Annotated in this window: 22 protein-coding genes, 2 rRNA genes and 1 pseudogene (1 of these 25 running past the window's edge); 11 read left to right on the top strand and 14 right to left on the bottom strand. The window is 42.3% G+C overall.

The genetic code is table 11. The features are described 5' to 3' along the window. Together ACX6CI_RS05825 and rrf are read left to right on the top strand one after the other, a co-directional pair. A 23S ribosomal RNA gene (locus ACX6CI_RS05825) occupies positions 1 to 1,152 on the top strand; it begins 1,868 nt to the left of the window's first position. A 192-nt stretch (positions 1,153 to 1,344) separates the two neighbouring features. After that, a 5S ribosomal RNA gene (gene rrf / locus ACX6CI_RS05820) occupies positions 1,345 to 1,461 on the top strand. 261 nt (positions 1,462 to 1,722) lie between these two features. On the opposite strand, the gene ACX6CI_RS05815 is transcribed toward rrf, so the two are convergent. Both ACX6CI_RS05815 and mtnP read right to left on the bottom strand, forming a co-directional pair. After that, entirely contained in the window at positions 1,723 to 2,244 is a 522-nt protein-coding gene (locus ACX6CI_RS05815; RefSeq protein WP_458777223.1) for an adenine phosphoribosyltransferase, read from the bottom strand. Between the two features lie 16 nt (positions 2,245 to 2,260). Further along, positions 2,261 to 3,010: an S-methyl-5'-thioadenosine phosphorylase gene (gene mtnP, locus ACX6CI_RS05810; protein WP_458778441.1), complete on the bottom strand. Its 750-nt coding sequence runs from the start codon at positions 3,008 to 3,010 to the stop codon at positions 2,261 to 2,263. A 241-nt stretch (positions 3,011 to 3,251) separates the two neighbouring features. Here mtnP and asd point away from each other — a divergent pair, with 241 nt between their 5' ends. After that, complete coding sequence (gene asd / locus ACX6CI_RS05805) at positions 3,252 to 4,370, top strand: aspartate-semialdehyde dehydrogenase (RefSeq protein ID WP_458777222.1); 1,119 nt, start codon at positions 3,252 to 3,254, stop codon at positions 4,368 to 4,370. An 80-nt stretch (positions 4,371 to 4,450) separates the two neighbouring features. On the opposite strand, the gene ACX6CI_RS05800 is transcribed toward asd, so the two are convergent. From ACX6CI_RS05800 to ACX6CI_RS05790, 3 genes are all read right to left on the bottom strand, one after another. Further along, complete coding sequence (locus ACX6CI_RS05800) at positions 4,451 to 5,827, bottom strand: HD-GYP domain-containing protein (RefSeq protein WP_458777221.1); 1,377 nt, start codon at positions 5,825 to 5,827, stop codon at positions 4,451 to 4,453. Between the two features lie 10 nt (positions 5,828 to 5,837). Then, positions 5,838 to 7,781: a hypothetical protein gene (locus ACX6CI_RS05795; RefSeq protein ID WP_458777220.1), complete on the bottom strand. Its 1,944-nt coding sequence runs from the start codon at positions 7,779 to 7,781 to the stop codon at positions 5,838 to 5,840. A gap of 247 nt (positions 7,782 to 8,028) precedes the next feature. After that, positions 8,029 to 8,970, bottom strand: a complete 942-nt coding sequence (locus ACX6CI_RS05790; RefSeq protein WP_458777219.1) for an AEC family transporter — start codon at positions 8,968 to 8,970, stop codon at positions 8,029 to 8,031. Positions 8,971 to 9,204: 234 nt separating this feature from the next. On the opposite strand from ACX6CI_RS05790, the gene ACX6CI_RS05785 reads away from it, so the two are divergent. After that, a complete protein-coding gene (locus ACX6CI_RS05785; RefSeq protein ID WP_458777218.1) occupies positions 9,205 to 9,675 on the top strand; it encodes a hypothetical protein in 471 nt (156 codons plus the stop codon). Positions 9,676 to 9,728: 53 nt separating this feature from the next. Here the strand turns inward: ACX6CI_RS05785 and ACX6CI_RS05780 are convergent, their stop codons facing one another. Further along, entirely contained in the window at positions 9,729 to 11,216 is a 1,488-nt protein-coding gene (locus ACX6CI_RS05780) for an AMP-binding protein (RefSeq protein WP_458777217.1), read from the bottom strand. Between the two features lie 531 nt (positions 11,217 to 11,747). Between ACX6CI_RS05780 and ACX6CI_RS05775 the strand changes: the two genes are divergently transcribed. After that, positions 11,748 to 13,523, top strand: a complete 1,776-nt coding sequence (locus tag ACX6CI_RS05775) for a formate--tetrahydrofolate ligase (RefSeq protein ID WP_458777216.1) — start codon at positions 11,748 to 11,750, stop codon at positions 13,521 to 13,523. 110 nt (positions 13,524 to 13,633) lie between these two features. Beyond that, on the top strand, positions 13,634 to 14,527 hold the full coding sequence (folD, locus tag ACX6CI_RS05770; protein WP_458777215.1) for a bifunctional methylenetetrahydrofolate dehydrogenase/methenyltetrahydrofolate cyclohydrolase FolD: 894 nt from the start codon (positions 13,634 to 13,636) through the stop codon (positions 14,525 to 14,527). A gap of 97 nt (positions 14,528 to 14,624) precedes the next feature. On the opposite strand, the gene ACX6CI_RS05765 is transcribed toward folD, so the two are convergent. Genes ACX6CI_RS05765 through ACX6CI_RS05755 form a run of 3 tightly spaced genes read right to left on the bottom strand, consistent with a single transcriptional unit; the run spans position 14,625 to position 16,124 of the window. Next, on the bottom strand, positions 14,625 to 14,933 hold the full coding sequence (locus ACX6CI_RS05765; protein WP_458777214.1) for a hypothetical protein: 309 nt from the start codon (positions 14,931 to 14,933) through the stop codon (positions 14,625 to 14,627). Between the two features lie 34 nt (positions 14,934 to 14,967). After that, on the bottom strand, positions 14,968 to 15,162 hold the full coding sequence (locus ACX6CI_RS05760; RefSeq protein ID WP_458777213.1) for a CooT family nickel-binding protein: 195 nt from the start codon (positions 15,160 to 15,162) through the stop codon (positions 14,968 to 14,970). 29 nt (positions 15,163 to 15,191) lie between these two features. Next, positions 15,192 to 16,124, bottom strand: a complete 933-nt coding sequence (locus ACX6CI_RS05755) for a methylenetetrahydrofolate reductase (RefSeq protein WP_458777212.1) — start codon at positions 16,122 to 16,124, stop codon at positions 15,192 to 15,194. Here ACX6CI_RS05755 and ACX6CI_RS05750 point away from each other — a divergent pair. Beyond that, a complete protein-coding gene (locus tag ACX6CI_RS05750; RefSeq protein WP_458778440.1) occupies positions 16,028 to 16,249 on the top strand; it encodes a DUF723 domain-containing protein in 222 nt (73 codons plus the stop codon). The two genes, ACX6CI_RS05755 and ACX6CI_RS05750, sit on opposite strands and share 97 nt — an antisense overlap. Here the strand turns inward: ACX6CI_RS05750 and ACX6CI_RS05745 are convergent. The 3 genes and pseudogenes from ACX6CI_RS05745 to ACX6CI_RS05735 form a co-directional block, all read right to left on the bottom strand. After that, positions 16,190 to 16,474, bottom strand: a pseudogene (locus tag ACX6CI_RS05745) (methylenetetrahydrofolate reductase C-terminal domain-containing protein); the annotation flags it as partial. The gene ACX6CI_RS05750 and the pseudogene ACX6CI_RS05745 overlap by 60 nt on opposite strands. A 372-nt stretch (positions 16,475 to 16,846) precedes the next feature. After that, positions 16,847 to 17,365, bottom strand: coding sequence for a hydrogenase iron-sulfur subunit (locus ACX6CI_RS05740; protein WP_458777211.1), 519 nt, complete (start codon positions 17,363 to 17,365; stop codon positions 16,847 to 16,849). Between the two features lie 86 nt (positions 17,366 to 17,451). After that, complete coding sequence (locus tag ACX6CI_RS05735) at positions 17,452 to 20,475, bottom strand: FAD-dependent oxidoreductase (RefSeq protein WP_458778439.1); 3,024 nt, start codon at positions 20,473 to 20,475, stop codon at positions 17,452 to 17,454. Positions 20,476 to 20,991: 516 nt separating this feature from the next. Here ACX6CI_RS05735 and ACX6CI_RS05730 point away from each other — a divergent pair. The 4 genes from ACX6CI_RS05730 to rbr all read left to right on the top strand — a co-directional run bounded on the left by ACX6CI_RS05730 (position 20,992) and on the right by rbr (position 24,562). Beyond that, positions 20,992 to 22,461, top strand: coding sequence for a response regulator (locus ACX6CI_RS05730; protein WP_458777210.1), 1,470 nt, complete (start codon positions 20,992 to 20,994; stop codon positions 22,459 to 22,461). A gap of 321 nt (positions 22,462 to 22,782) precedes the next feature. After that, complete coding sequence (locus tag ACX6CI_RS05725; protein ID WP_458777209.1) at positions 22,783 to 23,685, top strand: DUF2279 domain-containing protein; 903 nt, start codon at positions 22,783 to 22,785, stop codon at positions 23,683 to 23,685. 98 nt (positions 23,686 to 23,783) lie between these two features. Continuing rightward, entirely contained in the window at positions 23,784 to 23,975 is a 192-nt protein-coding gene (locus ACX6CI_RS05720) for a ferredoxin (protein ID WP_458777208.1), read from the top strand. An 11-nt stretch (positions 23,976 to 23,986) separates the two neighbouring features. Beyond that, a complete protein-coding gene (gene rbr, locus ACX6CI_RS05715; protein WP_458777207.1) occupies positions 23,987 to 24,562 on the top strand; it encodes a rubrerythrin in 576 nt (191 codons plus the stop codon). A 126-nt stretch (positions 24,563 to 24,688) separates the two neighbouring features. Here rbr and dfsP read toward each other — a convergent pair whose 3' ends face one another. Together dfsP and ACX6CI_RS05705 are read right to left on the bottom strand one after the other, a co-directional pair. Continuing rightward, on the bottom strand, positions 24,689 to 25,354 hold the full coding sequence (gene dfsP / locus ACX6CI_RS05710) for a DUF166 family (seleno)protein DfsP (protein WP_458777206.1): 666 nt from the start codon (positions 25,352 to 25,354) through the stop codon (positions 24,689 to 24,691). Positions 25,355 to 25,496: 142 nt separating this feature from the next. After that, on the bottom strand, positions 25,497 to 25,883 hold the full coding sequence (locus ACX6CI_RS05705) for a hypothetical protein (RefSeq protein WP_458777205.1): 387 nt from the start codon (positions 25,881 to 25,883) through the stop codon (positions 25,497 to 25,499). Positions 25,884 to 26,101 lie beyond the last annotated feature (218 nt).

The following is a 26,101-nucleotide window of genomic DNA, read 5'->3' as shown; positions in this document are numbered from 1 at the left end:
TTGCAGTGAAATGGGGGGAGCGACTGTTTACTAAAAACATAGGACTCTGCGAAGTCGAAAGACGAAGTATAGGGTCTGACGCCTGCCCGGTGCCGGAAGGTTAAGGGGACGTGTTAGCGCAAGCGAAGCATTGAACCGAAGCCCCGGTAAACGGCGGCCGTAACTATAACGGTCCTAAGGTAGCGAAATTCCTTGTCGGGTAAGTTCCGACCTGCACGAATGGCGTAACGATTTCCCCACTGTCTCAACCAGAGACTCAGCGAAACTGTAGTACCGGTGAAGATGCCGGTTACCCGCAACAAGACAGAAAGACCCCGTGAACCTTTACTACAGCTTGGCATTGGTTTTTGAGGTAACATGTGTAGGATAGGTGGGAGACTTTGAAGTGGGCACGCCAGTGTCCATGGAGTCACCCTTGAAATACCACCCTTGTTATCTTAGGAATCTAACTGCGGTCCATTATCTGGATCCAGGACATTGTCTGGTGGGTAGTTTGACTGGGGCGGTCGCCTCCTAAAGAGTAACGGAGGCGCGCGATGGTTCCCTCAGGCTGATTGGAAACCAGCCGTAGAGTGTAAAGGCATAAGGGAGCTTGACTGCGAGAGAGACATCTCGAGCAGGTACGAAAGTAGGTCTTAGTGATCCGGCGATTCCGCATGGAAGGGTCGTCGCTCAACGGATAAAAGGTACTCCGGGGATAACAGGCTTATCTCCCCCAAGAGTCCATATCGACGGGGAGGTTTGGCACCTCGATGTCGGCTCATCACATCCTGGGGCTGAAGCAGGTCCCAAGGGTTTGGCTGTTCGCCAATTAAAGTGGTACGTGAGCTGGGTTTAAAACGTCGTGAGACAGTTTGGTCCTTATCTGTTGCGGGCGCAGGATATTTGAGGAGATCTTTCCCTAGTACGAGAGGACCGGGATGGACGAACCTATGGTGCACCAGTTGTTCCGCCAGGGGCATTGCTGGGTAGCTAAGTTCGGCAGGGATAACCGCTGAAAGCATCTAAGCGGGAAGCCCACTTCAAGATGAGATATCCCATGGCATTAGCCATCTGAAGGGTCGTGGTAGACCACCACGTTGATAGGTCAGGTGTGGAAGAGTAGTAATACTTGGAGCTAACTGATACTAATAACCCGTGTGGCTTATCCATATTTTTTGATTGATGTAACTACTGATTATTCTACTATTCGATTATTTAGATACTCTTAGTATTGCAAGAGCCTAGCTCTTGCAACGCTTAGAGAATCGTATCCCACGAGCCACAGGCGAGTTGGGATTACATAGTAAAACAGTGCACGGTAGAATGGATACAATCCTCCCCTACCCCAGGCACAAAAAGTTTTACGGCGGTCATAGCAAAGAGGATCCACCCGTTCCCATTCCGAACACGGAAGTTAAGCTCTTTAGCGCCGATGGTACTGCACGGGCGACTGTGTGGGAGAGTAGGTCATCGCCGTATTTTTTATAAAATCCCCAATCAGCATTTATGCTGATTGGGGATTTTTTTTTTGTCCTGTGATCTTATTAAAAATCATGTTTTAAGGTGCTTATCTCAAAGGTAAATTGTTCCCTTAAATAATAATACATGCAGCCTCTCTCAATATCCTTATTGATCGAAGATTGCATAAATATTGTTCCTTTCGAAAAACAAAAGGCCATTATAAATTGCACTTTCTATGCAACTCACAATGGCCAGTATGTAATTCTTTCTACTCTATTCTTATTCGCCTTCGAACTCCATCATCGCAAAAACATCACAATCTTTTATCTGTTCTTTGCCCTTAAGATCAGGTAATTCAATCAAGAAAGCACACTCAACAATTTCAGCTCCGAGTTGCCTTACAATATTAACTGTTGCTCCAGCGGTCCCACCAGTTGCGATCAAATCGTCGACGATTACTACCCTTTCACCTTCATCAATACTATCCTTATGAATCTCAAGGGTTCCAGAACCATATTCCAAACTGTAGGATTCTTCGATGGTCTCCGCAGGAAGTTTACCTTTTTTACGTACTGGTATAAAACCAACACCTAATTTATAGGCAAGTACTGCACCAAAGACAAATCCACGTGCATCGATCCCTACTATTTTATCAATATTCTGATCCTTATAACGATCATATAGAATATCACATGATTCTTTTAGGGCAGCAGGATCCTTCATTAAGGTTGTGAGATCTCTAAAAATCACACCCTTAATCGGCCAATCGACAATACTTCGCACACTACTTTTCAAATCCATAATCAATTCCTTCTCTTTACGCTTTAAATGTCGCAATCACCTTAGTGAGTAGTTGCGTCACATTGTCTGCATTCTTATTAAACACTTCTAAAATTTCTTCCCAGGTTACAGGTGCCTCATCTTCTTTCCAACAATCATAATCGGTCGACATAGCAATTGCTGCATAAGGAATTCCTGCCTCATTAGCGAGCATTGCCTCCGGAGCCACAGACATATTAATGACATCCGCGCCCCACATTTTGAACATCTTTGATTCTGCGATGGTGGAGAACCGTGGCCCTTCAATTGTAATTACACAGCCCTTGGGATGTACATTTAGACCAAGCTCTTTCGCTGCAGTAAATAACTTGTCCCGGAGTTTTGTATCAAATGGACTTGCCATCGCTGTGTGTACAGCACCATTTTCAAAGTTATCAATAAAGGTGTTTTTACGAAAACGTGTAAAATCAATAAATTGATCTAAAATAACAAGGTGTCCCCTATCTATCTCCTCCTTCAAACTTCCACAGGCCGTTGTGGCAATGATATGAGTAACACCTGCATTTTTCAAAGCCATAATATTTGCCCGGTTATTCACCTGTGTTGGACTATATTGGTGTTTCCTACCATGTCTTGCCAGGATTACAGTATCAACGCCGCCTATGGTTCCGGCAACAAGAGCTGAAGATGGTTCTCCATATTTCGTATCAACCTGTATATTTTCCGAATTCTCAAGGATTTTGGGATCATCAAGGCCAGATCCTCCAATTATTCCGATTTTCATGATTCTAGCTACTCCTTACTATTAATATGTTGATCCCTTAGTATGACAATACTTCTTTGGGGTAACTTATATCTTTACTATCAATCTTTATGGATTTAAAGCACCTTGTAAAATATCCCCTGCCCTTATTGCATTTTTATGAGCTTTTCAGATATTATTTAGGTAATAATATAAGTTCGTCGTTTTTTCAGATCATAAAGTGAAGTTTTTTCTTAATTATTAATCATCGTTTTGGAGCTCAGTAATGTTAAAAGTCGGGTTTGTCGGTTGGAGAGGAATGGTTGGTTCTGTTCTTATGGAAAGAATGATAGCAGAAAACGATTTTACAAATATTGCTCCTGTCTTCTTCACGACATCTCAAGCTGGACAAGCAGGTCCTGATGTTGGTAATGGTAAGGCCCCATTAGAAGACGCTCTTGATATTGAAAAACTCTCTGAAATGGATGTTATTTTATCCTGTCAAGGAGGTAGTTATACCAGCCAAGTTTTTGAGAAACTCAGAAAAAACTGGGATGGATACTGGATAGACGCGGCCTCCACCCTGCGAATGAAAGATGATGCTATCATTGTACTTGATCCAGTAAACAGAAAGGTCATTGATAAGGGTCTGGCGAATGGTATAAAAAACTACGTGGGTGGTAACTGTACAGTATCACTTATGATGCTCGCCTTAGGAGGATTACTGGAAAATGATCTTGTTGAATGGATCAGCTCTATGACCTATCAGGCGGCAAGTGGTGCCGGCGCCAAGAACATGCGTGAACTCATTTCTCAAATGGGTGAACTCGAAGCTAGCGTGAAACCACTGCTCGATGATCCCTCTACTGCTATTCTCGATATAGATAAAAAGATTACCGCAAAGCTTAATGACGGCACAATGTCTACTGATACCTGGGGCGTCCCTCTTGCTGCGAGCCTTATTCCATGGATAGACGTTCCAGTTGAAGGCGGCCAATCGAAAGAAGAATGGAAAGGCATTGCTGAAACCAACAAAATCCTCGGAAAAACTGCTGATACTGCCATCCCTATCGATGGTCTCTGTGTTCGAGTCGGTGCAATGAGATGTCACTCACAGGCTCTCACCATAAAACTCAAAAAAGAATTGAGTGTTGAGGCGATTGAGAAATTACTTGCAGAGCACAATGAATGGGTAAAAGTTATACCGAATGAACGTGAAGTTACATCAAAAGAGTTAACGCCAGTCAAAGTCTCAGGCACTCTGACTGTACCAATTGGACGCATTCATAAAATGAATATTGGGCCCGAATACATCACCGCCTTTACCGTTGGGGATCAACTCCTTTGGGGTGCTGCTGAGCCTGTCAGGCGAATGCTTAATATTATAAAAGAGCATCTCAGCTAAGAGCTGACTGCAACCACAGGTACAAACAGCACCATTAATTTCTAACATAAATTGGTGCTGTTTTGTTTCCAGACATATTATTAATCTAGATAATCAAGAAGCAGTTTTTCAACCCTCACGGCACTGTTTTTTCTATCATATAAATTAAGATAGTATTGACTGTTTTCGTCTAGCGGTACGCCCCCTTCTCCTGCGGTTATGAGTAGGTTAGGTCTATCTATGGCTTCCGTTACCTCTACAACCATCCCTATTCTCCTATCATTTAGACGAACATAGGTACCAGGAGGGTACAGCGTTACCATTGAGATAAAGGCTGCAAATATACCAGGGTGGAACGCTCCTTTATCGTTTAACATAACTGAATATGCTATTTGCGGTTCTAGGGCCGGTTTATATGGACGCACCGCTGTCAGCGCTTCAAACACATCACACACCTGCAATAGTGAAGTGACGGGATGCTTAACAGCCCATAAGGGTGGAGCCGGGTAACCGGCACCATCATGACGAATGTGATGTCCCCAGCACGCGGCCAGGTCCAGGTCGGTTGTACCTTTTTGCTGTATTAATAATTCAGCACCGGCCCGAGGGTGATCTTTTATGGCACCAAACTCTTCTTCTGTAAGTTTTCCTTTTTTAAGGAGTATCTCATCGGGAATAACGGATTTACCAATATCGTGAAGCAACCCTGCAGCACCTATTGCCAAAAGATCCTTATCATTCCATCCCATTTTAGATCCAGCATAAACGGCAAGAGAGGCAACTCGTACAGAATGCCCCACCGTATAACTATCATAATCGGGATAGTGAACATACTGCATGACATCAGCAAAGTTTGTTTGAATATACTTCAACATAAACTCGCTAACTGACTTTGCCTGCTCTACATTAACCTCACCTCCAGCAGCGGCACTCCCATATGCCTTTGATACAAAATCGTACAGTTCCTGATAGAGAAAGGTTGGTGATTGTAACCCACCTCCAACTTTCTGTCCCTGCCAGGTTTTGTCATGCCCACCTATGGAAGCAGCCGCTTTACCGCTATAAGGATCACCAATTCTAACACTTGATATTCCGTAGTTTTCAAATAAAGCACGAGTATCGGCAATTTTCTTAACTGGAACAACTTTTAGAGCAGTAATATCAAAAAACTTTTTAATATCAGGTACATTTATCCCACGTTTAAAACCAAAACCACCACAATACAGTGTATTCGAAAGTGATATCAGCTGTTTTCCTGTTACAGAAGGACCAAAGACTCTTTTTCCTTCATAAACAAAAAAACCATCAATTATACCAATATATAGTTCTTCAGAGTTCGTTGAATAAAAGAATTGGTTGCATAGCTCTACAATCTCAGCAGCATAGGAATCAACTCTGGGATGATCAGAAAAATAGAGTTTTCTGTTCGACATCCCCTTACTCAAAAGCATTATTATTTTATTGACTATATCTACCATAACTCTACTCTCAAAAAAGTTCTGACACCGAAACTCGCTTTAGAGCTTTGAGGGCACTTTCTGCCGCTTTACGACATTTTTTAGGCCAAACTGGCACGACAACAGCCTTGCGCTCAGAAATTATTCGCTCAAGCATATCTTTTATCCCCTTTGTATAAAAAGAGGATGTGGCAAGAATAGTGGTTTCTAAAAATTCATGTTCTCTTTCTTCAGCCGTTATATTCCTGAGGTATTCGAGTATAATCTCACCACCTGCCATTCTAAGAGAAAGTGGAGGCTCTTTTTGATGGGCTTGAAGTAAATAATTATAGAGAAATTCTGAATGATGAGCGTTTTCTAAGATAAGTATTGGAGCTACTGATTCCATAAGTTTATCTTGAGGTTCCTTACGAAATGCCTCAAGAACTTTGATGGCAAGCTGATCACCAAGAGAGGTCTCAAACAAAAATGCATACAGTTGGTATGAATAGATATAGGATGATCTAAAAACTATTTCAGCTATGGGCGTTTGATTAAAACCATCCATTTCTTCCAACTGAGGTTTCATGCTCTTCATCCCGTCACTATGCATATGGGATGCAATTTCAAGCACCTCAAAAAAACTTTCCCGATTTTCTTCCATACCAACCACAAGCAGTTCATTTACCACAAATGGCCACAGTAGAAGATGGGATGCATGGGGCATCTTTGCCCAAAACTCTACAATAAATTCAAGAGATCTGCCGGTATGCGATTCCCGCAGGGTCTTAATAACCAATTGAAAGCCGCGACAAAACAGATCAATGGAACCAAAATCAGCCAGGAACTTAATCCCTGAAATAAGGACATCCCGCTCTCTCTCACTAAGATCATTTACAATTATTTTCTGAATTTCCTCGAAAATACCATTAAGTATTTCCTTATTCTTACAGGTAACAACAAGTTGAAGGAAAATTGATAATTGCTCACTCCTATCTGCTGCGGTGAGTTGTCCTAAAACACTGACAGGAATATTATTTTCATAAACAAACTTTTTGATCTCCGCTATTGGCAGTTTTTCAGAATTAAAGCGAAGAAGCGATTTTTGACTTACAACTGCAGATTCGCTGGCTTTTAATTCATCCTCTACCTCATTACGTCCAGTTAAGTGTGATATAAGAAACTGTATGGTTTCTTTAGCCTTTGTATCAAGTAAACCTCTTTCAAGGCTTTGGAAAATTGATGAGATAACATTTATATCGTTTTTTGCAACAGACCTAAAGCCACCACTATCTTTTGAATACGCTCCTGTTACAATCTGAAATAAGAGAGCCTGTACATCATCCCATGTCGCATTGGGGAAGCCCTTCAAATCTAGAGGTCTAACCGATGATGTTTGAGATAAGGTCATTAACAAATCACGACATTGCCCGACCTCTTGTCCTGTTAACCCCTGTTCACCAAGGGAGGCGCACAATTCGTCTAATTTTTCCTGCCCATCATCTTGTACATCGACATCGTTTATACTGGCATTATCCACAACAAATTTTTGTTGTTCTACACGTATTGTGGGGGGGAGTTCATCTACGTTGAAAGAAATAAGTGTTTGGGCAGCTTCAAGCTTCATTCGCCAATTGAGCAGACTTTTTACAAAACTCAACAGTTCTTTATGACCAACAATCCGATCGATTTCTACGGCACTAATCCCCAACTGATACAAAAGTTGATGTAATTCATTTACCGCACCGAGCGTCGTAGATATTTTTTGTTCATCTACATAGAGATCTGATTTATCAATGGAAATACGAACTGAGGATGATTTTGCTGCAATCTCTCTTAGCTGTTGAATTGACTTGCTCGCCGCCTGATCAAGCACAACATGTCCAACAGGATAGTAAATTCCAATCTTAAAAACGCGATAGAACGACTCTACAAAATAACTTACAACCGCTGTTTTTTCTGTAGCAACCTGTTGCTGATTCTCTATCTCCGCCACACCGTCTCCACTTGAGTAAAAGTCTTAAACACTAGCTGAAAAATTCCAAAGCATTTACCACAACACAAGCATACCTCAATAAGTCTCCAAACTTCGAATATTTAAAAGTGAACCCTACCCAGCAAATATAATAGTTCTCGTTTTTTTCCTGAGCGTTGCTTCTTAATAGGTTTCCCAGTTTTTTATAAACTATTCATATTTAAACGTTAACCTTAATATCTATATCATATTTTTCTTAAAAAATATCCTACAACAGGCTGTAATATTGGAGGATAAATAACGTTACAGTATATGTAGCAAGAGAACAAAGCGTAGAAAGTGCAATTATGGCACCTGAGAGTTCTGAGTCCGAGTGCAACTGCTGAGCCATTATATAGGCCGCTGCAGCCACAGGAGTTGCTGCAAAAAGAACGCCGATGGCAAATTCCTGTCCATCGACTCCAAACAGCAGAAGTAGCAATGCGGTTGCAATTGGCATAAAAACAATTTTATTCATGGTGGCAAGGAGTGCTACTCCAAGATCTCCTCTCAGCTTTCTAAAAGAAAAAGACGCGCCTATTGAAATAAGTGCCAGAGGAAGTGCCATCCCAGTGATGATTGCAAGAGACCGATCAACTATAACAGGCATGGACCATCCTAGAAAACTCCATAGAATACCAAGAAGTGATGCTATGATAAGAGGATTATACAAGACCTGCTTTAGGTAAAATTTTAATCCAAGGTCTCCAAAGCGATCTTTTTGTGCCACTACCAGGGCTAATATTGAAAGTAAGTTCAGAAGAGGCACAAGAAATCCCAAAAGAATACCTCCGATTGCAAATCCTGACTCTCCATATGCCTGATATATTATTGCCAAACCTATATATGCCAGGTTGCCCCTAAAAGATCCCTGACAAAATGCCCCTATGACTTCCGGAGAATACCCTCGAACCGAGGCGTAGATGTATGAGAGGAGACAACAACCGACCGTGGCAATGACCATAACAGTCAACAATTTCGGGTTAAAGCTGGAAGAAAAACTGGCAGTAGCAACCTTATGAAATAACAATGAAGGGAGTGCTATATAATATATAAGTCGGTTCAGGTCATACATGAACTCTCGCTTCACGAGTCCAGTCTTTTTAAGACAAAATCCCATTGTAATAACGACAAAAACCGGAACTACTATTGGAAGAATTGCACCGTTCATTTATATTAAATAAGAAATTGTTAGAATACTTTGCAAAGAGGATTCGTCTCTTAGCTCTTACATTACCTTTTTAATACTGCGGTTCACCATTGAAAAGCTTTGTTTTCATATAGGTTTAATGAACCCATAGAAATGCGTATTTTATATACTCCTTACCATATTCACCTTGCATATCTTTTTCGTTCATAGCACATTGCCCGCATACGTTAACTTTTCACACTATGGAGCAAAACCATGCCATCTACTGCGACCCAAGACCTGCTTAAAAAAATTAATTACATAGAAGTTGATGTTGAAATTCAAAAGCAAATTCTGTTCTCTATACCATCTGACCAAACTGATGAAATAGAAAAAACGATTAAGCTCATCGCCGAAAAAAACAAAGAGATTGAGGATCTTAGGGAAAAAATCAAAAGTGTAGATCCCGAAGAGTATGAGCGTATAATGGTTTTTGAAAATGCCATAAACAGCTTTCGCGAACTTGCTTCCACACACGAGTTTGAATCTATAGTCAGCCGTGAAATGGGCGGAGAATGCGTGCTCGAAGTAAAAGATGGCCCCGCAGTTGAATGCCTCATAAAGGCTAATGACGCGAATGGGAACTGGACCATCATCACCTTAGAAGGTGAGATCCAGCAATACACCAAGAACCAGGTGTCTGAAATACCTCCTGAAAAAACCGAAGAAACTATACCTTTTAACTAAAAAAGACACGGGGTTCTATATGTATAGAACCCCGATTTCTAATATAAAGAAGATTATCCCCAAAGCTCCTTTACCTTTTTTCTATCAATTGCATCACCTGCTTGTGGCAAGCTCTTTACAAATTCAATATATCTCGGTTTTTTATAGCGGGCGATGCGGCCTCCAACAAATTCAATAAGTTCGTTTTTATCTAACAGGCAATTTTCTTCTAGTACACATACTGCTTTTATTCCCTCACCAAATTTGGGGTCTGGTACTCCTATTACACATACAGCCTTAATACTTTGATGGTCTAAGATTACTGCTTCAACCTCTGCAGGATACACATTCTCACCACCGGGTTTTATAAGGTCTTTTTCTGGTTTTCGTCCCTTAAAATAGAGATAACCATCTTCATCCCTCTGACCCAAATCACCAGTATGGTGCCAACCGTTTCTGAAAACATTTTTATTAACAGCTTCCAGATTCCAATATCCCTGAAAAACAAGTGGGCCTTGTACACCAATCTCACCAACCGTTCCGTCTTCAACCTCCTCATCATTTTCGTCAAGAAGGCAATACTTTGTCAAACACCCTTGTTTACCGGCACTACCAGATTTCTCTGAGGCTTCTCCAAAAGTTACGAACCCGGAGGTTTCTGATTGACCATATAGAATCCAAAATTTTGCACCGCACAGCTCTTCTATTTTGGAGATCGGTTCCGGTCCATCTAAGCCGACAATATATTGTAATGAACTAATATCATAACGATCCTCTTCTAACTGATCTATGATACGCGATAAAATTGGCGGAAAGCTCCCCCATACGGTGACCTTATGTATAAAGGTCAACTCAAGGGTCTTCTGTTCATCAAATTTCTCTATGATTATATTTTTTCCACCCGCCTGAAAGACCGCCAAAGCAAGATTGAGCCCAGTAATGTGAAAAAGTGGCAACATATTCAGATTAACGTCGGTGTCATTAAGCCCTAGAGAAGCTATTACCTGCATATTAGCGGCTATTATATTGCTCTGGCTCAAAACAGCACCCCTTGGGTACCCTTCAACTGCTGCAGTATATATTATACAAAATGGCGTATCACCCTCTATTGCACCACTCTGTTGAAGATTGCTGGTAATTTTACTCTGGTCAATATCACCTGTTAAGAGAATACTCAACGGAACAAGAGTAATGTTATTCTTTTCTTTAAGCTCAGCTGCTCTTTCTAAATGAACAGTATCTGCAAATAATATTTTGGGACTTGAGTCGCTTATAATATATGACAGTTCTTGCTGAGAAAGACGCCAGTTAAGTGGCACTACAATAGCACCAATTTTTGCAACAGCACCTATCAGGACAAAAAACTCAACCTGGTTCATACAGAGAACAGCCACCCGGTCTCCTTTTCCAATACCGTTTTCCTGTAAGTTTTGAGCAACTCTGCGCACTTGGTCATGCAACTGACCAAAGGTAAAACTGTTATCAGCATCAGATAAAGCGATACAGTTTGAAGAAAGATTGCTATTGCGAACAAACATATCATATACATTATAGGTTCTCATAATCTCTCCCACTTAGATAGAATATTCAGAAGCTTTATACTACTGCATTACCATGTTACAGAACCTTGATCAATCTAACAATTATTACACCTTTAACTTACCTTACAATTGGACTCATAATCAAATGTGCATGTTAAGCAAATTGGACAAACTGATTTTCTTACAAAAAATAATTGCCTGAGTTTTAATGGTTTTGCAGACTTCAAAATAAGATTCAAAAAATGAACACTATTCAGTAGAGTTTAACGTAAAAGTCATTGAATCTAATCGCTATTCATGTTACGAAAAGAATGTTGTTGAGTCTCATTCTGTCATCAGGAATGGTGATACCCAGGGAGTATGAACGTATGACCACTGGAGTAATTATATGATTCAAGCAGCCTCGTCTTTTTTACCTCGTTGTATTCTCGACCGTTCCCGGTCTTTTTATATTTTTTGTTTTTTTTGTTTCCTCGCTTCATGATGTTCGTAACTCAATGTACTACTAAATCAGGCCCGTTCAGGGCCTCAATCTAACAAAGGAGTTGACTTATGCCATTGGATCCGACAAAACATGCTGATTGGGAGATTGCTCAGGAAGCTGAAAAAACAATGTTAACGATTTATGAGATTGGAGAAAAGCTTGGTCTGACAAAAGACGAGCTTCTACCTCAGGGTCACTACATTGCAAAAATTGACTTTAGAAAAGTTCTGGATCGTCTAAAGGATAAGCCTGATGGAAAGTATATCGACGTTACCGCAATTTCACCTACTCCTTTAGGTGAAGGTAAATCTACTTCTTCAATGGGTCTTGTTCAGGGACTTGGTAAGATTGGTAAAAATGTTTGTGCTGCAATTCGTCAACCTTCTGGTGGACCGACCATGAACATCAAAGGTTCTGCTGCCGGTGGTGGTCTTGCACAATGTATTCCGCTCACTCCATTTTCACTGGGATTCACTGGCGATATCAACGCCATCATGAACGCTCACAACCTGGCAATGGTTGCTCTGACTTCACGTCTGCAACATGAAAGAAACTACACAGATGAGCAGCTTGAACGCCTTTCAGGCATGAAGAGAATTGATATCGATCCAACGAACGTTGAGATGGGTTGGATCATGGATTTCTGTTGCCAATCTCTTAGAAATATCATCATCGGTATTGATGGAGTAAATGGTAAATCCGACGGTTTCATGATGAAATCAAAATTCGGTATTGCCGTCTCTTCTGAAGTTATGGCCATTCTTTCTGTTGCCCGTGATCTAAAAGACATGCGCGAGAGAATGGGTAAAATCGTAGTTGCCTATACAAAGAAAGGTAAGCCTGTTACCACTGAAGACCTGCAGGTAGCCGGAGCAATGACTGCCTGGATGGTTGATGCTCTCAACCCTTCTCTCATGCAGACCCTTGAAGGTCAGCCAGTAATCGTTCATGCTGGACCATTTGCTAATATCGCTATTGGACAAAGTTCTATCATCGCAGATAGAGTTGGTCTTAAACTTGCGGATTATCATGTTACTGAATCTGGATTTGGTGCTGATATAGGTTTTGAGAAATTCTGGAATCTCAAGTGTCGCTTTTCTGGTCTTAAACCTGACTGCGCGGTTGTTGTTGCCACTATCAGAGCTCTCAAGTGTCATGGTGGCGCACCAGTCCCAGTTCCCGGAAAGCCTATGCCTGAAGAGTATGCCAGTGAGAATGTTGACTGGGTAGCAAAAGGTTGTGCTAATCTTATCCATCACATCAGAAACGTACGTAAGGCTGGTATCAGCCCGGTTGTATGTATTAATGCTTTCTACACCGATACAGATGCCGAAATCGCAAAAGTCCGAGAACTCTGTGAGGCTGAAGGTGCACGAGTTGCCCTTTCCAGACATTGGGAAAAAGGTGGCGACGGTGCTATCGAATTCGCTGAAACCGTTGTTGAAGCTTGTGAAGATAAGACAGAATTCAAGTTCCTCTACGAACTTGATATGCCTATCAAAGAAAGAATTGAACTCATTGCAAAAGAAGTATACGGCGCAGATGGCGTAGACTACTCCGCTGAAGCCAATAAGGCTATTGACAGAATTCAGGCAGACCCTGAGCTTTCCGCCATGGGAATGTGTATGGTTAAAACTCACCTGTCACTCTCAGATAATCCCGCACTTAAGGGTGTACCTACCGGATGGCGCCTAAACATCCGCGAAGTTCTCACCTATGGTGGCGCTGGTTTTATCGTACCTGTTGCAGGAACCATCAGTCTGATGCCTGGTACTGGTTCGAACCCTGCCTTTAAACGGGTTGACGTTGATGTTGAAACCGGAAAAGTTGAAGGTGTATTCTAATATAGGCGTTTAATCATGCACAGTGTGCAGGTAGTTAACATTACCTGCACACTCTATTAGAAACAAATCGCACTTTCAAAATTCACGTCTTCACAGGAGTATATAGTATTATGACTGCAGAAATTATTAGTGGAACAGATATTCGTAAAGATATTCTTGCCGAAATCAAGGCCGACGTAGATGCCATGAAGGCAAAACATGGTAGAGGTCCAGGTCTTGTAACTATTCTTGTTGGTAGCAGCCCTGCATCCATTAGTTATGTAACTTTAAAAGTTAAAACCGCACTTAGCCTCGGTTTTCATGAAATTCAGGACGATCAGCCAGACGATATTTCAGAAGCTGACCTCCTCGCTCTCATAGAGAAGTACAACAACGATCCTGCTATAGATGGAATCCTTGTTCAACTGCCTCTTCCTAAGCATATTGATGACAAAAAGGTTCTGGATGCGATTAATCCTGACAAAGATGTTGATGCCTTCCACCCCGTAAACGTAGGTCGTTTGATGATCGGTGGTGATGCTGTTCGTTTTCTCCCATGTACCCCTGCTGGTATTCAGGAAATGATTGTACGCTCCGGCACTGAGACTTCCGGTGCTGAAGTTGTGGTTGTGGGTCGCTCAAATATCGTTGGCAAGCCAATCGCTATGATGATGGCCCAGAAAGGTGTTGGTGCAAACTCAACTGTAACCATCGTTCACACCAGAACTCAGGATCTCGCCGGTCACTGTAAGCGTGCAGACATCCTTATTGTTGCAGCTGGTGTTCCTGATCTCGTAAAGCCTGAGTGGATTAAGCCTGGTGCCACCGTTATTGATGTTGGTGTTAACCGTGTGGGTATGAATGAGACAACCGGTAAAGCCATACTTAAAGGCGATGTAGACTTTGAGAAAGCCAAAGAAATCGCAGGAAAAATTACACCTGTTCCAGGTGGTGTCGGGCCAATGACCATTGCAATGCTCATGAAAAACACCTTCACTTCTGCACAGAAGACACTCGAAGGCTAATATAATTCGAATATTGCAGTAATAGAAAAGGGGTTGTTACCATCATTGGTAACAACCCCTTTTTTGTACCCTGCCACTCCTAAACAATCTTACTATATCAGTGCTTATGATCGTGGGTGTGGTCGTGACTATGATCATGATCGTGACTATGTCCTTCGTCATGGTCATGATGGTGGTGGTGATGTCCACCTTCACCGGCCTTTGGTCCACCTACCTCATGCAATGCTTTCCCTAGCTCTGCATTTACAGTGGCCATAAGCTTAACAGCTTCAGTGATGTGTCCTGCAACCTTATTCTGATTTTCTTCCGTCATCAGTTTACGCCAGTTTTCAAATTCCTCTACGTGCCCTTTGTTATGATCAATCCAATGCTGCAGCAGGACTCGCAGCTTTTCAACATTTTCCATTTATTCTCCAGTTCCTCGACTCTTGGTAAATAGTTTATGCCACTTGCTGTAAAAATACCTTTCCAGCAGAAAAATCAATACGGCCTATAGCTACTTTTTTAAACTCAGTTGCACCTTCAAAAAGGGTAGTGATTGAAATGTTCTCTCCAGTGACCTCAAGTTCTGTCACATTTTCCAGTAACAATTCCTCCTGACCATCTTTTTCAAGTACGACACTCGTCTGACACATGGAACACTCCTTAACCGACTCACCCGAACTCAGTCCACAGCAGGTCGTGGATACAATCCGGATCGTTCAACAATTTCAGGAACTTTCTCTTCCCACTCAATGGCCATAATATGAAAACCAGCCACTCCTTTTACTTCTTTTAACCTCTCAATGGCTTCGACCGCAATAGTTATTCCTTCATCAGCCTGCTTATCTTTAGGAACCCCTGAAAGTCTGTCGATAAGTTCCTGGGGAACATCCATTCCCGGTACCGCCCTTGCCATATACTTTGCCATACCAACTGAGCGCATCGGAGTGATACCTGGCATTATAAATACCTTTTCATGGAGCCCCCGCTCCACTACCCCTTCCATCCATTTTTCAAATTTTTCGAGGTTATACACACACTGGGTTTGAATAAATTCTGCACCTGCAGCTATTTTTTTGGCAAGTCGCGGAACTCTAATATGAAAAGGATCGGCAAACGGATTCGCAGCGGCTCCCACAAAAATTTTAGGCGGCACCTTGATATCATCTCCACCTAAGAACTTACCTTCATCCCTCATATATCTTGCAGTTTGAATAAGCTGCATGGAATCAAGATCAAAAACATTTTGAGAGCTTGGATGGTCACCAAAACTCTGATGATCACCGGAAAGACAGAGCATCGAATTTATGCCAAAGGAAGCGGCCCCAAGAATATCACTTTGCAGGGCAATCCTGTTTCTATCACGGACCACCATCTGCAGTGCAGGCTCCAAGCCCTCGTTCTTTAGATGAATACAGGCAGCCAGACTGCAAAGTCTTGTAACCGATGTCTGATTGTCGGTAATATTTATGCAATCCACGTGATCTTTTATCAAATGACCTTTTTCAATAATAACCTTTGCATCACTGGAACGGGGAGGACCACACTCACTGGACACAGCCAAATGACCATTTTTTAAAACTTTTTCGAGTTTACTCTCTGTATATATTTCCACGATTAAATGTCCTCCAGTTTAAAGGACCGAGGTCCCCCTGCACGATCTTTTGCCCAATCTTTAATCGGAGTCAATTTTTCATAATCATCCATTCGCCCCATTGCTTCCAGCCGGTCCACAACTAATTGCCAGGCACAATCAATATCTTTAGATATTTCACATTTCCCATTGGTGGAACCACCACACGGACCATTAAATATTCTCTTACAACACCTGGATATAGGACAGATTCCTCCGGTTAAACCGAGCATACAGTCCCCGCAGGCCTGGCATTTTTCGGTGAACAAGCCACCCTCCTGCACATCCCCCAGAAAGGTTGTATTAAGGGCAGGATAGGCCGGAGTTTTCATGTACTTCTGAGCTATAAACTGAACACCAATCCCACAGGCAAGGCTGAGAATAGCTTCTGATTTTTCAAGAGTTTCATGGACTTTTTCAAAGAATGGGTGTTCACACTGACGCTCAATCCCACCATCTTCTATGGTAATCTCCACACCCTCCTGTTTTGCTCTCATTCTCAGAAGTGACGCGAGGATTTCTGCCTCTTTATTTCCACCCTGATGGCAGACTGATACACAGGTATTACAACCGAACACGGTGATCTGTTTATGGTCTTTAACCATGTCCCATATTTCGTCAAAAGGTTTTTGTTCTCCGACTATCATAGTCTCATTGCTCCTTGTCCAAATACCTTGTTTCTGCACGAACGTCTGTTGTAACGATCATGCAGTCTGTGTTTCATTATTTAAAGTTGTCTCTTTTTCTTTTGAGCTATCTCTTAGTGGTGATGGTCCAAGACTCACTATACGCTCTGTAAACTCGGTACAAATCTCTGCCCATCTTGGCCCCTGGGCCGCGGACAAATTATAGAATGCGACTCTTCTTGGATCAATACCTACAAGCTGCAAATACCCTTTAACTTTTTCTACTCTTTTTACTGCGTTGAGATTTCCTTCCAGGAAATGACATTGTCCTTCCAGTCAGCCTGCAGCAAAAACACCATCTACCCCTCGTTCAAAGGCTCTGAGCATATAGATCTGATCGAGTTTTCCTGTACAGGGAAGACGAATCACTTTTACATTTGACGGATAGGACAGGCGCATAACGCCGGCGAGATCCGCTGCTGCAAAGGCGCAATAATGGCATGCAAAAGCAATGATGTTCGCCTTCCAATCAGCTGGTATTTCCTGCTGTTTTTCCGGACTCTCCACTTCATCTTTAACTTCTTCTTCATTTGCCATACTTTTATCCTTTTGCTTAACTTATGCTAACAGAAGAACAGGGATTACACCCTACGTTTGGTTAAAATTCCCACGAAACCAAAGGTTTAATTTTCAGTGACCGAATCAATCATTGCAAGCATCTGATCATCCCTGAAATAGTTAACCTGATATGCCTTGGCAGGACAGACACCTGCACAAATTCCACAACCGGTACATTTCACTTCATTGTGGCTGACACGTCCGTCTTCATCAATAAAAGGTGCACCAAATGGACACTTCTTTACACAAGCAAGACAAGACATACAAATGTCCCGATTATGTTTTGAGATAACCCCTGAAACGCTGAGCTTATCATTAGACAAGAGCGCTCCGACCCGCCCTGCGGCTGCCAGGGACTGACTTATAGTTTCTTCAAGGTTTTTTGGTGCATGGGCTAGCCCTGCCAGGAAAAACCCTTCACTTGGGAAATCAACGGGGCGTAGTTTGACGTGGGCTTCAAGTAAGAAACCATCGATATTACATGTGAGCTTAAACTTTTTAGCGAACTCATCACCATCCGGCTGGGGTCTAAGCCCTGTGGAAAGAACGAGATAATCAGCATCTACCACCATATCCCTGCCAAGGATGGTTGATAGAAACGTCACCTGAACCTTATCTTCAATGAGTTTCGTCCGGGGCTTTAGATCTGGCGTATACAAGAAAAACAATACTCCCAGGTCACGCGCTTTTTTGTAGTAATCTTCTTTTAAACCATAGGCCCTCATATCTCTATAGAGAACAATTACCCTTGCATCTGGACTTGTCTCCTTTATGGCAATGGCATTTTTGAGAGCATCCTGGCAACAAATACGTGAGCAGTAATTATCTGGGTCTTCGCGCGAGCCTACACACTGAATCATTACATAGGTTGCATCCTGCTCTGCCCCGGTATCATGGAGTGTTGCTTCAAGTTCTCGTTGGGTAATTACTCTCTCAGACTGCTCATAATCATACTCAGTGGGCTGATATTCAACCCCACCTGATGCAATAAGCAGAGCGCCATGGGCAAGACTTTGCCCGCTTGCAAGCTTGGTTTCAAAATTTCCGACAAAGCCATCTATCTTCTCGACTGTTGTATCCGTATGAACAGTAATTACTGAATTTTCTTCAACTTTTCGTATTACATCTGCAAGGTAGGCCTGTGTATCGTCGCCATCGATAGTCGTGTACACACCCTGTAACAAACCACCCAGACGACTATTTTTCTCTACAAGATGAACTCCATACCCCTGGGCGGCAAGAGACAATGAGGCATTCATACCGGCAATACCACCTCCAATGACAAGGGCAGTATGGTCAACGCCTACAGAAGCCGTTGTAACGGGCACCAGATTTCTGGTTTTAGCCACATTCATATTAACGATCTCAATCGCCTTACTGGTCGCATTTTCTTTATCATTCATATGACACCAGGAGCATTGCTCCCTGATATCTGCGAGTTCAAAAAGAAACTTATTTAGACCTACCTCCCGAATGGTATCCATAAAAAGCGGTCCATGGGTTCGAGGTGTACAGGAAGCTACAACCACACGGTTGAGATTTTTTTCTTCAATCAGATCGCGAATCTTCTGCTGGCCATCAGGAGCACAGGCATAAATGATGGTTTCGGAATGGGTGACACCCGGTTCTTTTGCTGCGACCTCGGCAACCTTTTCCACATCGACTGTTCCAGCAATGTTCGTTCCACAGTGGCAAACAATAACACCTATCCTTGGATCTTCACCTGTGGTATCGCGCTCATCAGGCAGTTGCACCTCAACAACTTCTGAACCACGTTTAGTGCTGAGTAGCGCCATGGCTTCTGCTGCAGCACCAGAGCCTTGGATAACCGTTTCAGGAATATCTTTTGGCCCCTGGAAGGTTCCTGCAACGTATATGCCCTTTCTTGAGGTCTCTACAGGACGCAGTTTAGAGGTTTTGGCAAAACCATATTCATCTGAATTGATTCCAAAAACCTTAGCAAACTCATCGGCGTCTTCCCTTGGTTCAAAACCTATGGAAAGGATAACCATATCGAATTCTTCATTGATAAGCTTACCGTCCTCGCCAACAGAATGGATGAACAAATTACCAGTTTGAGGGTCCTCAATAACTTCAGAGACCATAGCCCGCTTATAGACAACTTCGGCATCATTTTTGGCCTTTTCAATATACTTATCGAAATCCTTACCAAAGGCTCTTAATTCCATATAAAAAACGGTGGATTGAACCTCTGGATCATGTTCTTTGGCTATAATAGATTGTTTGGCCGCGTACATACAACAGACCGACGAGCACCATGGATTGGCATTATGGGCATTTCTTGAACCAACGCACTGAATCCAGGCAAGCCGTTTAGGGTGGGCACCATCAGACGGTCTGGCAACCTCTCCTCCACAGGGACCCGACGCTGAGAGTAAACGCTCAAACTGTAGCGCTGTCACGACATTCTTATGCTGACCAAAGCCGAACTCTTGCCTAATTTCAGGTTTATACGTTGAAAGCCCAGGGGTTAAGATGACAGAACCCACATTCAGTTCGATCTCTTTGTCAGTGTCATCAAAATTTATTGCACCTGCATCGCAAACCTTTTCACATTTACGACATACACTTTTCGTCAGATAAAGACAGTGCTTGGGATCTATTGCGCGGGTATTAGGTACAGCCTGGGGAAAAAGAGCGTATATAGCTTTTCTTTTGTTGAGGTCCTGATTAAATAGATCAAGAACCTTGCTGGGACACTTTGGCTCACAGGCACCACATCCTGTACACTTTTCAGCATCTACATACCTGGCCTGTTGCTGGATAGTCGCTGTAAAGTTACCTTCATGCCCATCGATTGCCGACACCTTCGCCATGGTGTGAAGTTGTATGTTTGGATGACGGCTGGATTCAACCATGCGGGGAGAGATCATACACATGGCACAATCTCCGGTGGGAAAGGTCTTATCAAGCCTGGACATTGTGCCACCAATGGATGGCTCATCATTCACCAGGTGAACCATAAAACCACTATTAGCTAAATCGAGGGCAGCCTGCATCCCCCCTATCCCTGAACCTACGACTAAAACTGAACCAATTTTATCGACATTCTCCTGCTGAGGGGTCATCCGGGTCACGTAACAATCCTCCATTAGATTGGCCCCGATGTGTAAATGGCCTTCACAGTGTTCGTTGCGGCCAACTACTACGGGCATGCAATTGCGTTGCTTTCACCGTACAGGTAAAGGATTAGATCTGCTGTCATTATAATAAAAATGCAGGGTTATGATAGCTTTTTTTTAAGTTTAATCGTTTTAATCGATATTAATGATAAATTTAATGAATTTTCCTTACATATTTACATTTCACCTGCCACTCATCGCATATCTAACCGTTTTCATTTACAATACCTATTCAGACAACAGTAATAACATGAAAAAAAATCGATATGAAAAGACTCCTCACCTACAGGCTCATATAAAAATCTGTTATTACGTATCTTTTATATCAACCCGCGTGATCAAATAGCACTTTTAATTGATCAATTTTTCAATTACTTTTATAAAATTACTGCGAACCACCTTCATAACAATTGTATAGTCCAGCTACGTTCCATCAATTTTAGCCACAAAAGGTGTAAAAAGATGCCAATAGTTGAACCGGTCGGCAGGTCTAATTCAGCAAACATTCTTGTTATCGATGATGAAGCGCGTATACGCGAAGCGTGTACCCTTGTTTTAACTGACCACGGCTTTCAGGTATCTTCTGCCCCGGATGGTGAAGAAGGGCTTAAGATGATAGCGTCCAAGCATTTTGATATCGTCCTTGTGGATCTCATGATGCCAACAATCTCCGGCTTTGATGTTCTTTCAGAAGTTCGAAAAAATCATCCCGACAGCGTTGTCATTGTCATTACCGGCTACGCAACGCTTGAACATTCCATTGAGGCCATGAAAAAAGGGGCCTTTGACTTTATCCCGAAACCTTTTACCCCCGATCAATTACGCGCCGTAGTAGATAAATCTCTCCAGTATACGAATGCTTTACAGGATATAGCTGAATCAAAATCTAGACTCCGGGTTATGGTCAACCGACTAACCGAAGGAGTGCTCACCACTGACAGTAACAAACTCATTGTTCAGGCAAACCGAGCCTTTCTCCATATGATGGGGTATCACGGGGAAGATGTTATTGGCCGCAATGTGTCAAGCGTCATTGAAAACAGTGAACTCCTTGCTGCAATTGATGAAACACTTGCCATGACACCGGCTACTTTTGCTGAACTAACCAATGAGTTACAGTTCAAAGATGATGCTGGGGATAAGTATTACAGTAGTAGATGCAGCCCTTTTCGCAGTAAATCCGGGAGTAATCTTGGCACCATCACTGTCCTTCACGACATAACAGCACTAAAAAAAATGGACCAGATGAAGTCTGATTTCGTATCCATGGTTTCCCATGAAATCAGAAGCCCCATGAATTCTCTTTTGATGCAACTTAAAATCATCAACGATGGTTTAGCCGGAGAGGTTACCGACAAGCAACATGAGATCCTTGAACGCGCCTCGGCAAAAATTCTCAATCTCAACAATCTGGTATCTGAACTTCTCGATTTATCCCGTATTGAGTCAGGTCTTATTGGTCACGAGAAAGAGATGATAGATATTGGTCTGTTACTGAAAGAACAACAAAAGTTTTACAGTCCTTATGGGGATAAAAACAACATATCAATTCAGATAGACATTGAAGACGACCTCCCCCCCATCCTTGCCAATGCCCAGAATATTGAAGAAATATTTTCAAACCTCATTACCAACGCTATTAAGTACTCTCCTAAAGATACTGTCATAAATATACAGGCTCAGGTTGAAAATGAGTATGTTAAGATTCTGGTGAGAGACAACGGCTTTGGAATAGAAGAAGATGATCTTAAAAATATTTTCAGTCGTTTTTACAGAGTTAAAAATGCCACTACCCGTGAAATACACGGCACAGGTCTTGGCCTTGCGATTGTAAAATCCATAGTTGAATCACACCAGGGCAGTATCTCCGTTGACAGTAAAATTGGTGTGGGTTCCACATTTACAATATTGCTTCCCTTAAGTGAGGCATAAAACTAATGTACCCCGATAAAGGGATAAGTTCCATGGAAGTAATGCTAAAAGGTTCCCCTGTTTTCTCGGAGTCTACGCTACCTGTTTTTTATGACAGGCTTTTAGGAGTAAGGCACTAAACAGCATTGACACAATCCAATTAACAATCAAAATCCCAACACACAAATTGGACACCACTTGTAACGATCACAAAAGCGCTAACAAGCTCTTGACGAGTAAGGACAAACTATAGTATCTCTGCGACGATATGTTATGAATTATTGCAAAAGGAGCGTACACTTACACCTTCTTTTATAGACAAATTTTTTTCCAATATCCCCAATGAAACTATCAATATCCCATAAAGCTACTATTGCATGTTCACTTTGTTGCTCTCTGGCTTCTGCTCCACTCTATGCACAAGATTCTTCTGAGGTTATGCTTGAACCGACGGCGGCAATCACCAGTGAAACTCATTCAGATAGTGTTAATGATGCAGGTTGGTGGAGTAGCCAACCGAAGGAAAAGAAACTTCTTTATACTAATATTGTTGCGGCCTCTCTTATTGGTATATGGGGATTAAACGAGTGGGATTATGGTTCCGCTGATTTTCATAGTGCGGATGAAGGGTGGTTTGAACAGGATTCTAAATATGGTGGTGCTGACAAATTAGGCCATTTTTGGGCTACCTATACATTCTCTGATGCCCTCACCGGCTTGTATAAACACTGGGGCTACGATTCACGCACAGCCAACACCTACGCTGCACTATCATCATGGACTGTACAAGCCTTTATGGAACTGGCTGATGCAACAAGTGAGTCCCAAGGTTTTTCCTGGGAGGATATGGTGATGAACACCCTTGGTGCCCTCACCTCTGTAATGATGGAGCGCTACCCTTCCTTAGATGACAAAATTGACTTTAGAGTCGAATATGTTTTCAACGAAGACATTAACGGAATCTTTGATGACTACTCAAACCACTACTACTCAATGGTCCTGAAGCTGGAAGGATTTGACTCCATAGAAAACACCTTTCTTCAATATCTAGAATTTCACGGTGGTTACTACACCAGGGGCTACGACAATGATGAAGAAGATAATGAGCGCTCATTATACGCCGGCGTCTCACTTAACTTCTCAAGATTCTTCCGTGAAAATGGCTGGAGAAAGACAGGAAAAACCCTCGAGTACCTGCAGCCACCATATACTGTGCTGAAGGCTTCTCATGGTCTTGATGACTAGTACTAGGTGAAGATACAGAAAAAATATAGTTTTGTAGCGATAACAGTCAAAAGGCCCACATATACTATGTGGATTATTCAACCAATGAAGGAGAAATAATGAAAGCAACTATCTCAAAAAATTGCATGGGTGATAGGAACTGTAACAATTTATGTCCTGAAGTTTTTGAATACGACGAAGATCAGCTCCTTTCAATTGTAAAAATGGACGATATTCCAGACCATCTCAAAGATGTGGTTCGCCAGGCTGCAAGTGAGTGTGGTGCAGACGCTATCACCATAGAAGAATAAACAGGCCTGGTATGGTTAAATTTAAAGAGAGCCAGACTGCAAAAAACATTCTACTCTCCTACTCCGCTGAAGCCCAGGCTAGGACGAGATACAATTTCTTTGCACGAAAAGCTACAGACGATGGATTTATCCAGATAGCAAAACTTTTTGATGAAACCGCAGAACAGGAACTCGAACACGGGCTGCGGTTTTTCAAGTTTTTTAATGGAGGGGAGCTTGATATAAGCGGGAGGTTCCCTGCGGGCGTAATACAAGACACCCATTCAAATCTTATCCAGTCTGCTGAACTTGAGTTATATGTTCACGACCAGTTATACGCTGTTTTTGCAGCCAAGGCTGAAGAAGAAGGCTTTGCAAGGGCTGCCGATACATTCCATGCCATTAACGTTTCTGAGAAATGCCATGAAATGATGTTTAGAGAACTAGCAGACAACCTCATTACAGGCCGGGTTTTTAAAAGAGACACTTCAGTTACCTGGAAATGTCTCGGGTGTGGTTATCACCATGAGGGTGAAACTCCACCTGATAAATGCCCTGCCTGCGTTAAACCCAGAGGCTACTTTGAGGTCATGGTGAAAAACTGGTAATACAAAAGCCGTTCTCATTTTTGAGAACGGCTTTTTGTATTATTCTACCTTAAAAACGTTTCAGCTTACCATCTTGCCAGTGGCTAAAACTATTTCTAAGGTACCAGCACGGTAGACCAGAAGGTACTAACCTTCTTGAAGGACACTTTCTAGAATTGAGATGGCTTTTTGCATCTGCTTGTCATGTATCTTACCAGCAAAATGCACAGGGCTCTTACCGTAGATAGGATCCCAACGGCCCGGTTCAGCATAACAGTAGAATTGAGTATCAAGTCCAGCCTTTCGACCCGCATCATCAACAGGATGACCAACAAGGCGTTTAGCAACTTCCCAGGTAGCACCACATGGAGCCCCTCGAATCACATCAACCTTTGTTATAATTCCATCCTCTGATTCAACAGAAAACTCAGGTGCACCAAAGTGATCTCCATAATGACCAAGCCCTTCAAGTCGAGGCAAACCACAACAGGTTGGAGGGGTAATAGCACCCTTTCCGGGCAGTTTTTTGCCGGAACCAACAACTGGTAGTTCCAGCTTCTGACAAAGCTCAGCAAGATCAGTTGAGAGATCGTTATGCGTTAAAAAGTCGAGGACCAGATCACAGTCAAGAGATTTGGGTAAATAGTCACTAGTATCGTCAAGTACCAAGGGCAACTCATCATCGATATCCACAATAGTCAGATCAAAATACTCTGCACCATATTTGCTAAGACCCTCGATTTTCTTCCTGCCACTCTCTTTCTGCTGAAAAACTATAATTCTCTGTTTTGTGATAACCTTATCATCAGCCACTTCAACACCTCATTATTAAGAGTAACTTCTGTCTAACCTATGACCTTAGAAGTAACTTAGAAATTATTTCCTGCGTTTTGTGGGAAAACATAATTTCTAATTTCTAAGGTACTTAACTCTATTTGTCTATCATCCACCGTGACTAGATATCGAGCCTGACCCATCTGGTACAATATCTGTAAGTCGCCTCAAGCAATTTCTTTTTGTGTAAAAATTGATGTATAAAAACCAAAAATGATCCATCCCGTTCGCGACTCATAAGTAAACCTGAGCCCAGACTAACTCGCTCTTCTCCGCTGGTTATAGAAAGTGGGCCATCAACTTCCTGTATCTCGAGCTCTTCATCTTGAAATTGGAAATAAGCCATTTGCGCCATAGCGTGGTATTCGTGTTTTGCATTAGCAAAATCTTTAGTCGTAAACACCTGGATATAACCTGGTTCCTTAATGGCAATTTCAGGTATAATGATCACCGATTCAGCACTAGAAAGAAGGGTCTCTCCCTCTTCAATTCGTATAGATTCACTCATTGTCACTCCAACTGGCCCAAATTTCTTCTAAACATTTTGTTCTGCAATTCTCAAGGTCTACTGCTACATGTTTCCTGGTCTACTTCTCTTATATGCTTCCATCCTGACTGATGATATTTCCCTACTAAAAAATGTGAACAAAAAAAGGGAAGCTGGCAATCAGCTCCCCTTTAAGATACTACATTTTAACAGAAAATCACCATCCTTTGTCCAACAAA

Source organism: Desulforhopalus glucosivorans, from assembly GCF_054397165.1.
Note: the sequence above shows the minus strand (reverse complement) of the source record. Positions and strands in the feature narration are given on the sequence as shown.

Coding starts and splice junctions, on each gene's coding strand:
- ACX6CI_RS05815 (WP_458777223.1), bottom strand. CDS start 2,244: ATGGATTTGAAAAGTAGTGTGCGAAGTATTGTCGATTGGCCGATTAAG.
- asd (WP_458777222.1), top strand. CDS start 3,252: ATGTTAAAAGTCGGGTTTGTCGGTTGGAGAGGAATGGTTGGTTCTGTT.
- ACX6CI_RS05800 (WP_458777221.1), bottom strand. CDS start 5,827: ATGGTAGATATAGTCAATAAAATAATAATGCTTTTGAGTAAGGGGATG.
- ACX6CI_RS05790 (WP_458777219.1), bottom strand. CDS start 8,970: ATGAACGGTGCAATTCTTCCAATAGTAGTTCCGGTTTTTGTCGTTATT.
- ACX6CI_RS05785 (WP_458777218.1), top strand. CDS start 9,205: ATGCCATCTACTGCGACCCAAGACCTGCTTAAAAAAATTAATTACATA.
- ACX6CI_RS05780 (WP_458777217.1), bottom strand. CDS start 11,216: ATGAGAACCTATAATGTATATGATATGTTTGTTCGCAATAGCAATCTT.
- ACX6CI_RS05775 (WP_458777216.1), top strand. CDS start 11,748: ATGCCATTGGATCCGACAAAACATGCTGATTGGGAGATTGCTCAGGAA.
- folD (WP_458777215.1), top strand. CDS start 13,634: ATGACTGCAGAAATTATTAGTGGAACAGATATTCGTAAAGATATTCTT.
- ACX6CI_RS05765 (WP_458777214.1), bottom strand. CDS start 14,933: ATGGAAAATGTTGAAAAGCTGCGAGTCCTGCTGCAGCATTGGATTGAT.
- ACX6CI_RS05760 (WP_458777213.1), bottom strand. CDS start 15,162: ATGTGTCAGACGAGTGTCGTACTTGAAAAAGATGGTCAGGAGGAATTG.
- ACX6CI_RS05735 (WP_458778439.1), bottom strand. CDS start 20,475: ATGACCCCTCAGCAGGAGAATGTCGATAAAATTGGTTCAGTTTTAGTC.
- ACX6CI_RS05730 (WP_458777210.1), top strand. CDS start 20,992: ATGCCAATAGTTGAACCGGTCGGCAGGTCTAATTCAGCAAACATTCTT.
- ACX6CI_RS05725 (WP_458777209.1), top strand. CDS start 22,783: ATGAAACTATCAATATCCCATAAAGCTACTATTGCATGTTCACTTTGT.
- ACX6CI_RS05720 (WP_458777208.1), top strand. CDS start 23,784: ATGAAAGCAACTATCTCAAAAAATTGCATGGGTGATAGGAACTGTAAC.
- rbr (WP_458777207.1), top strand. CDS start 23,987: ATGGTTAAATTTAAAGAGAGCCAGACTGCAAAAAACATTCTACTCTCC.
- ACX6CI_RS05705 (WP_458777205.1), bottom strand. CDS start 25,883: ATGAGTGAATCTATACGAATTGAAGAGGGAGAGACCCTTCTTTCTAGT.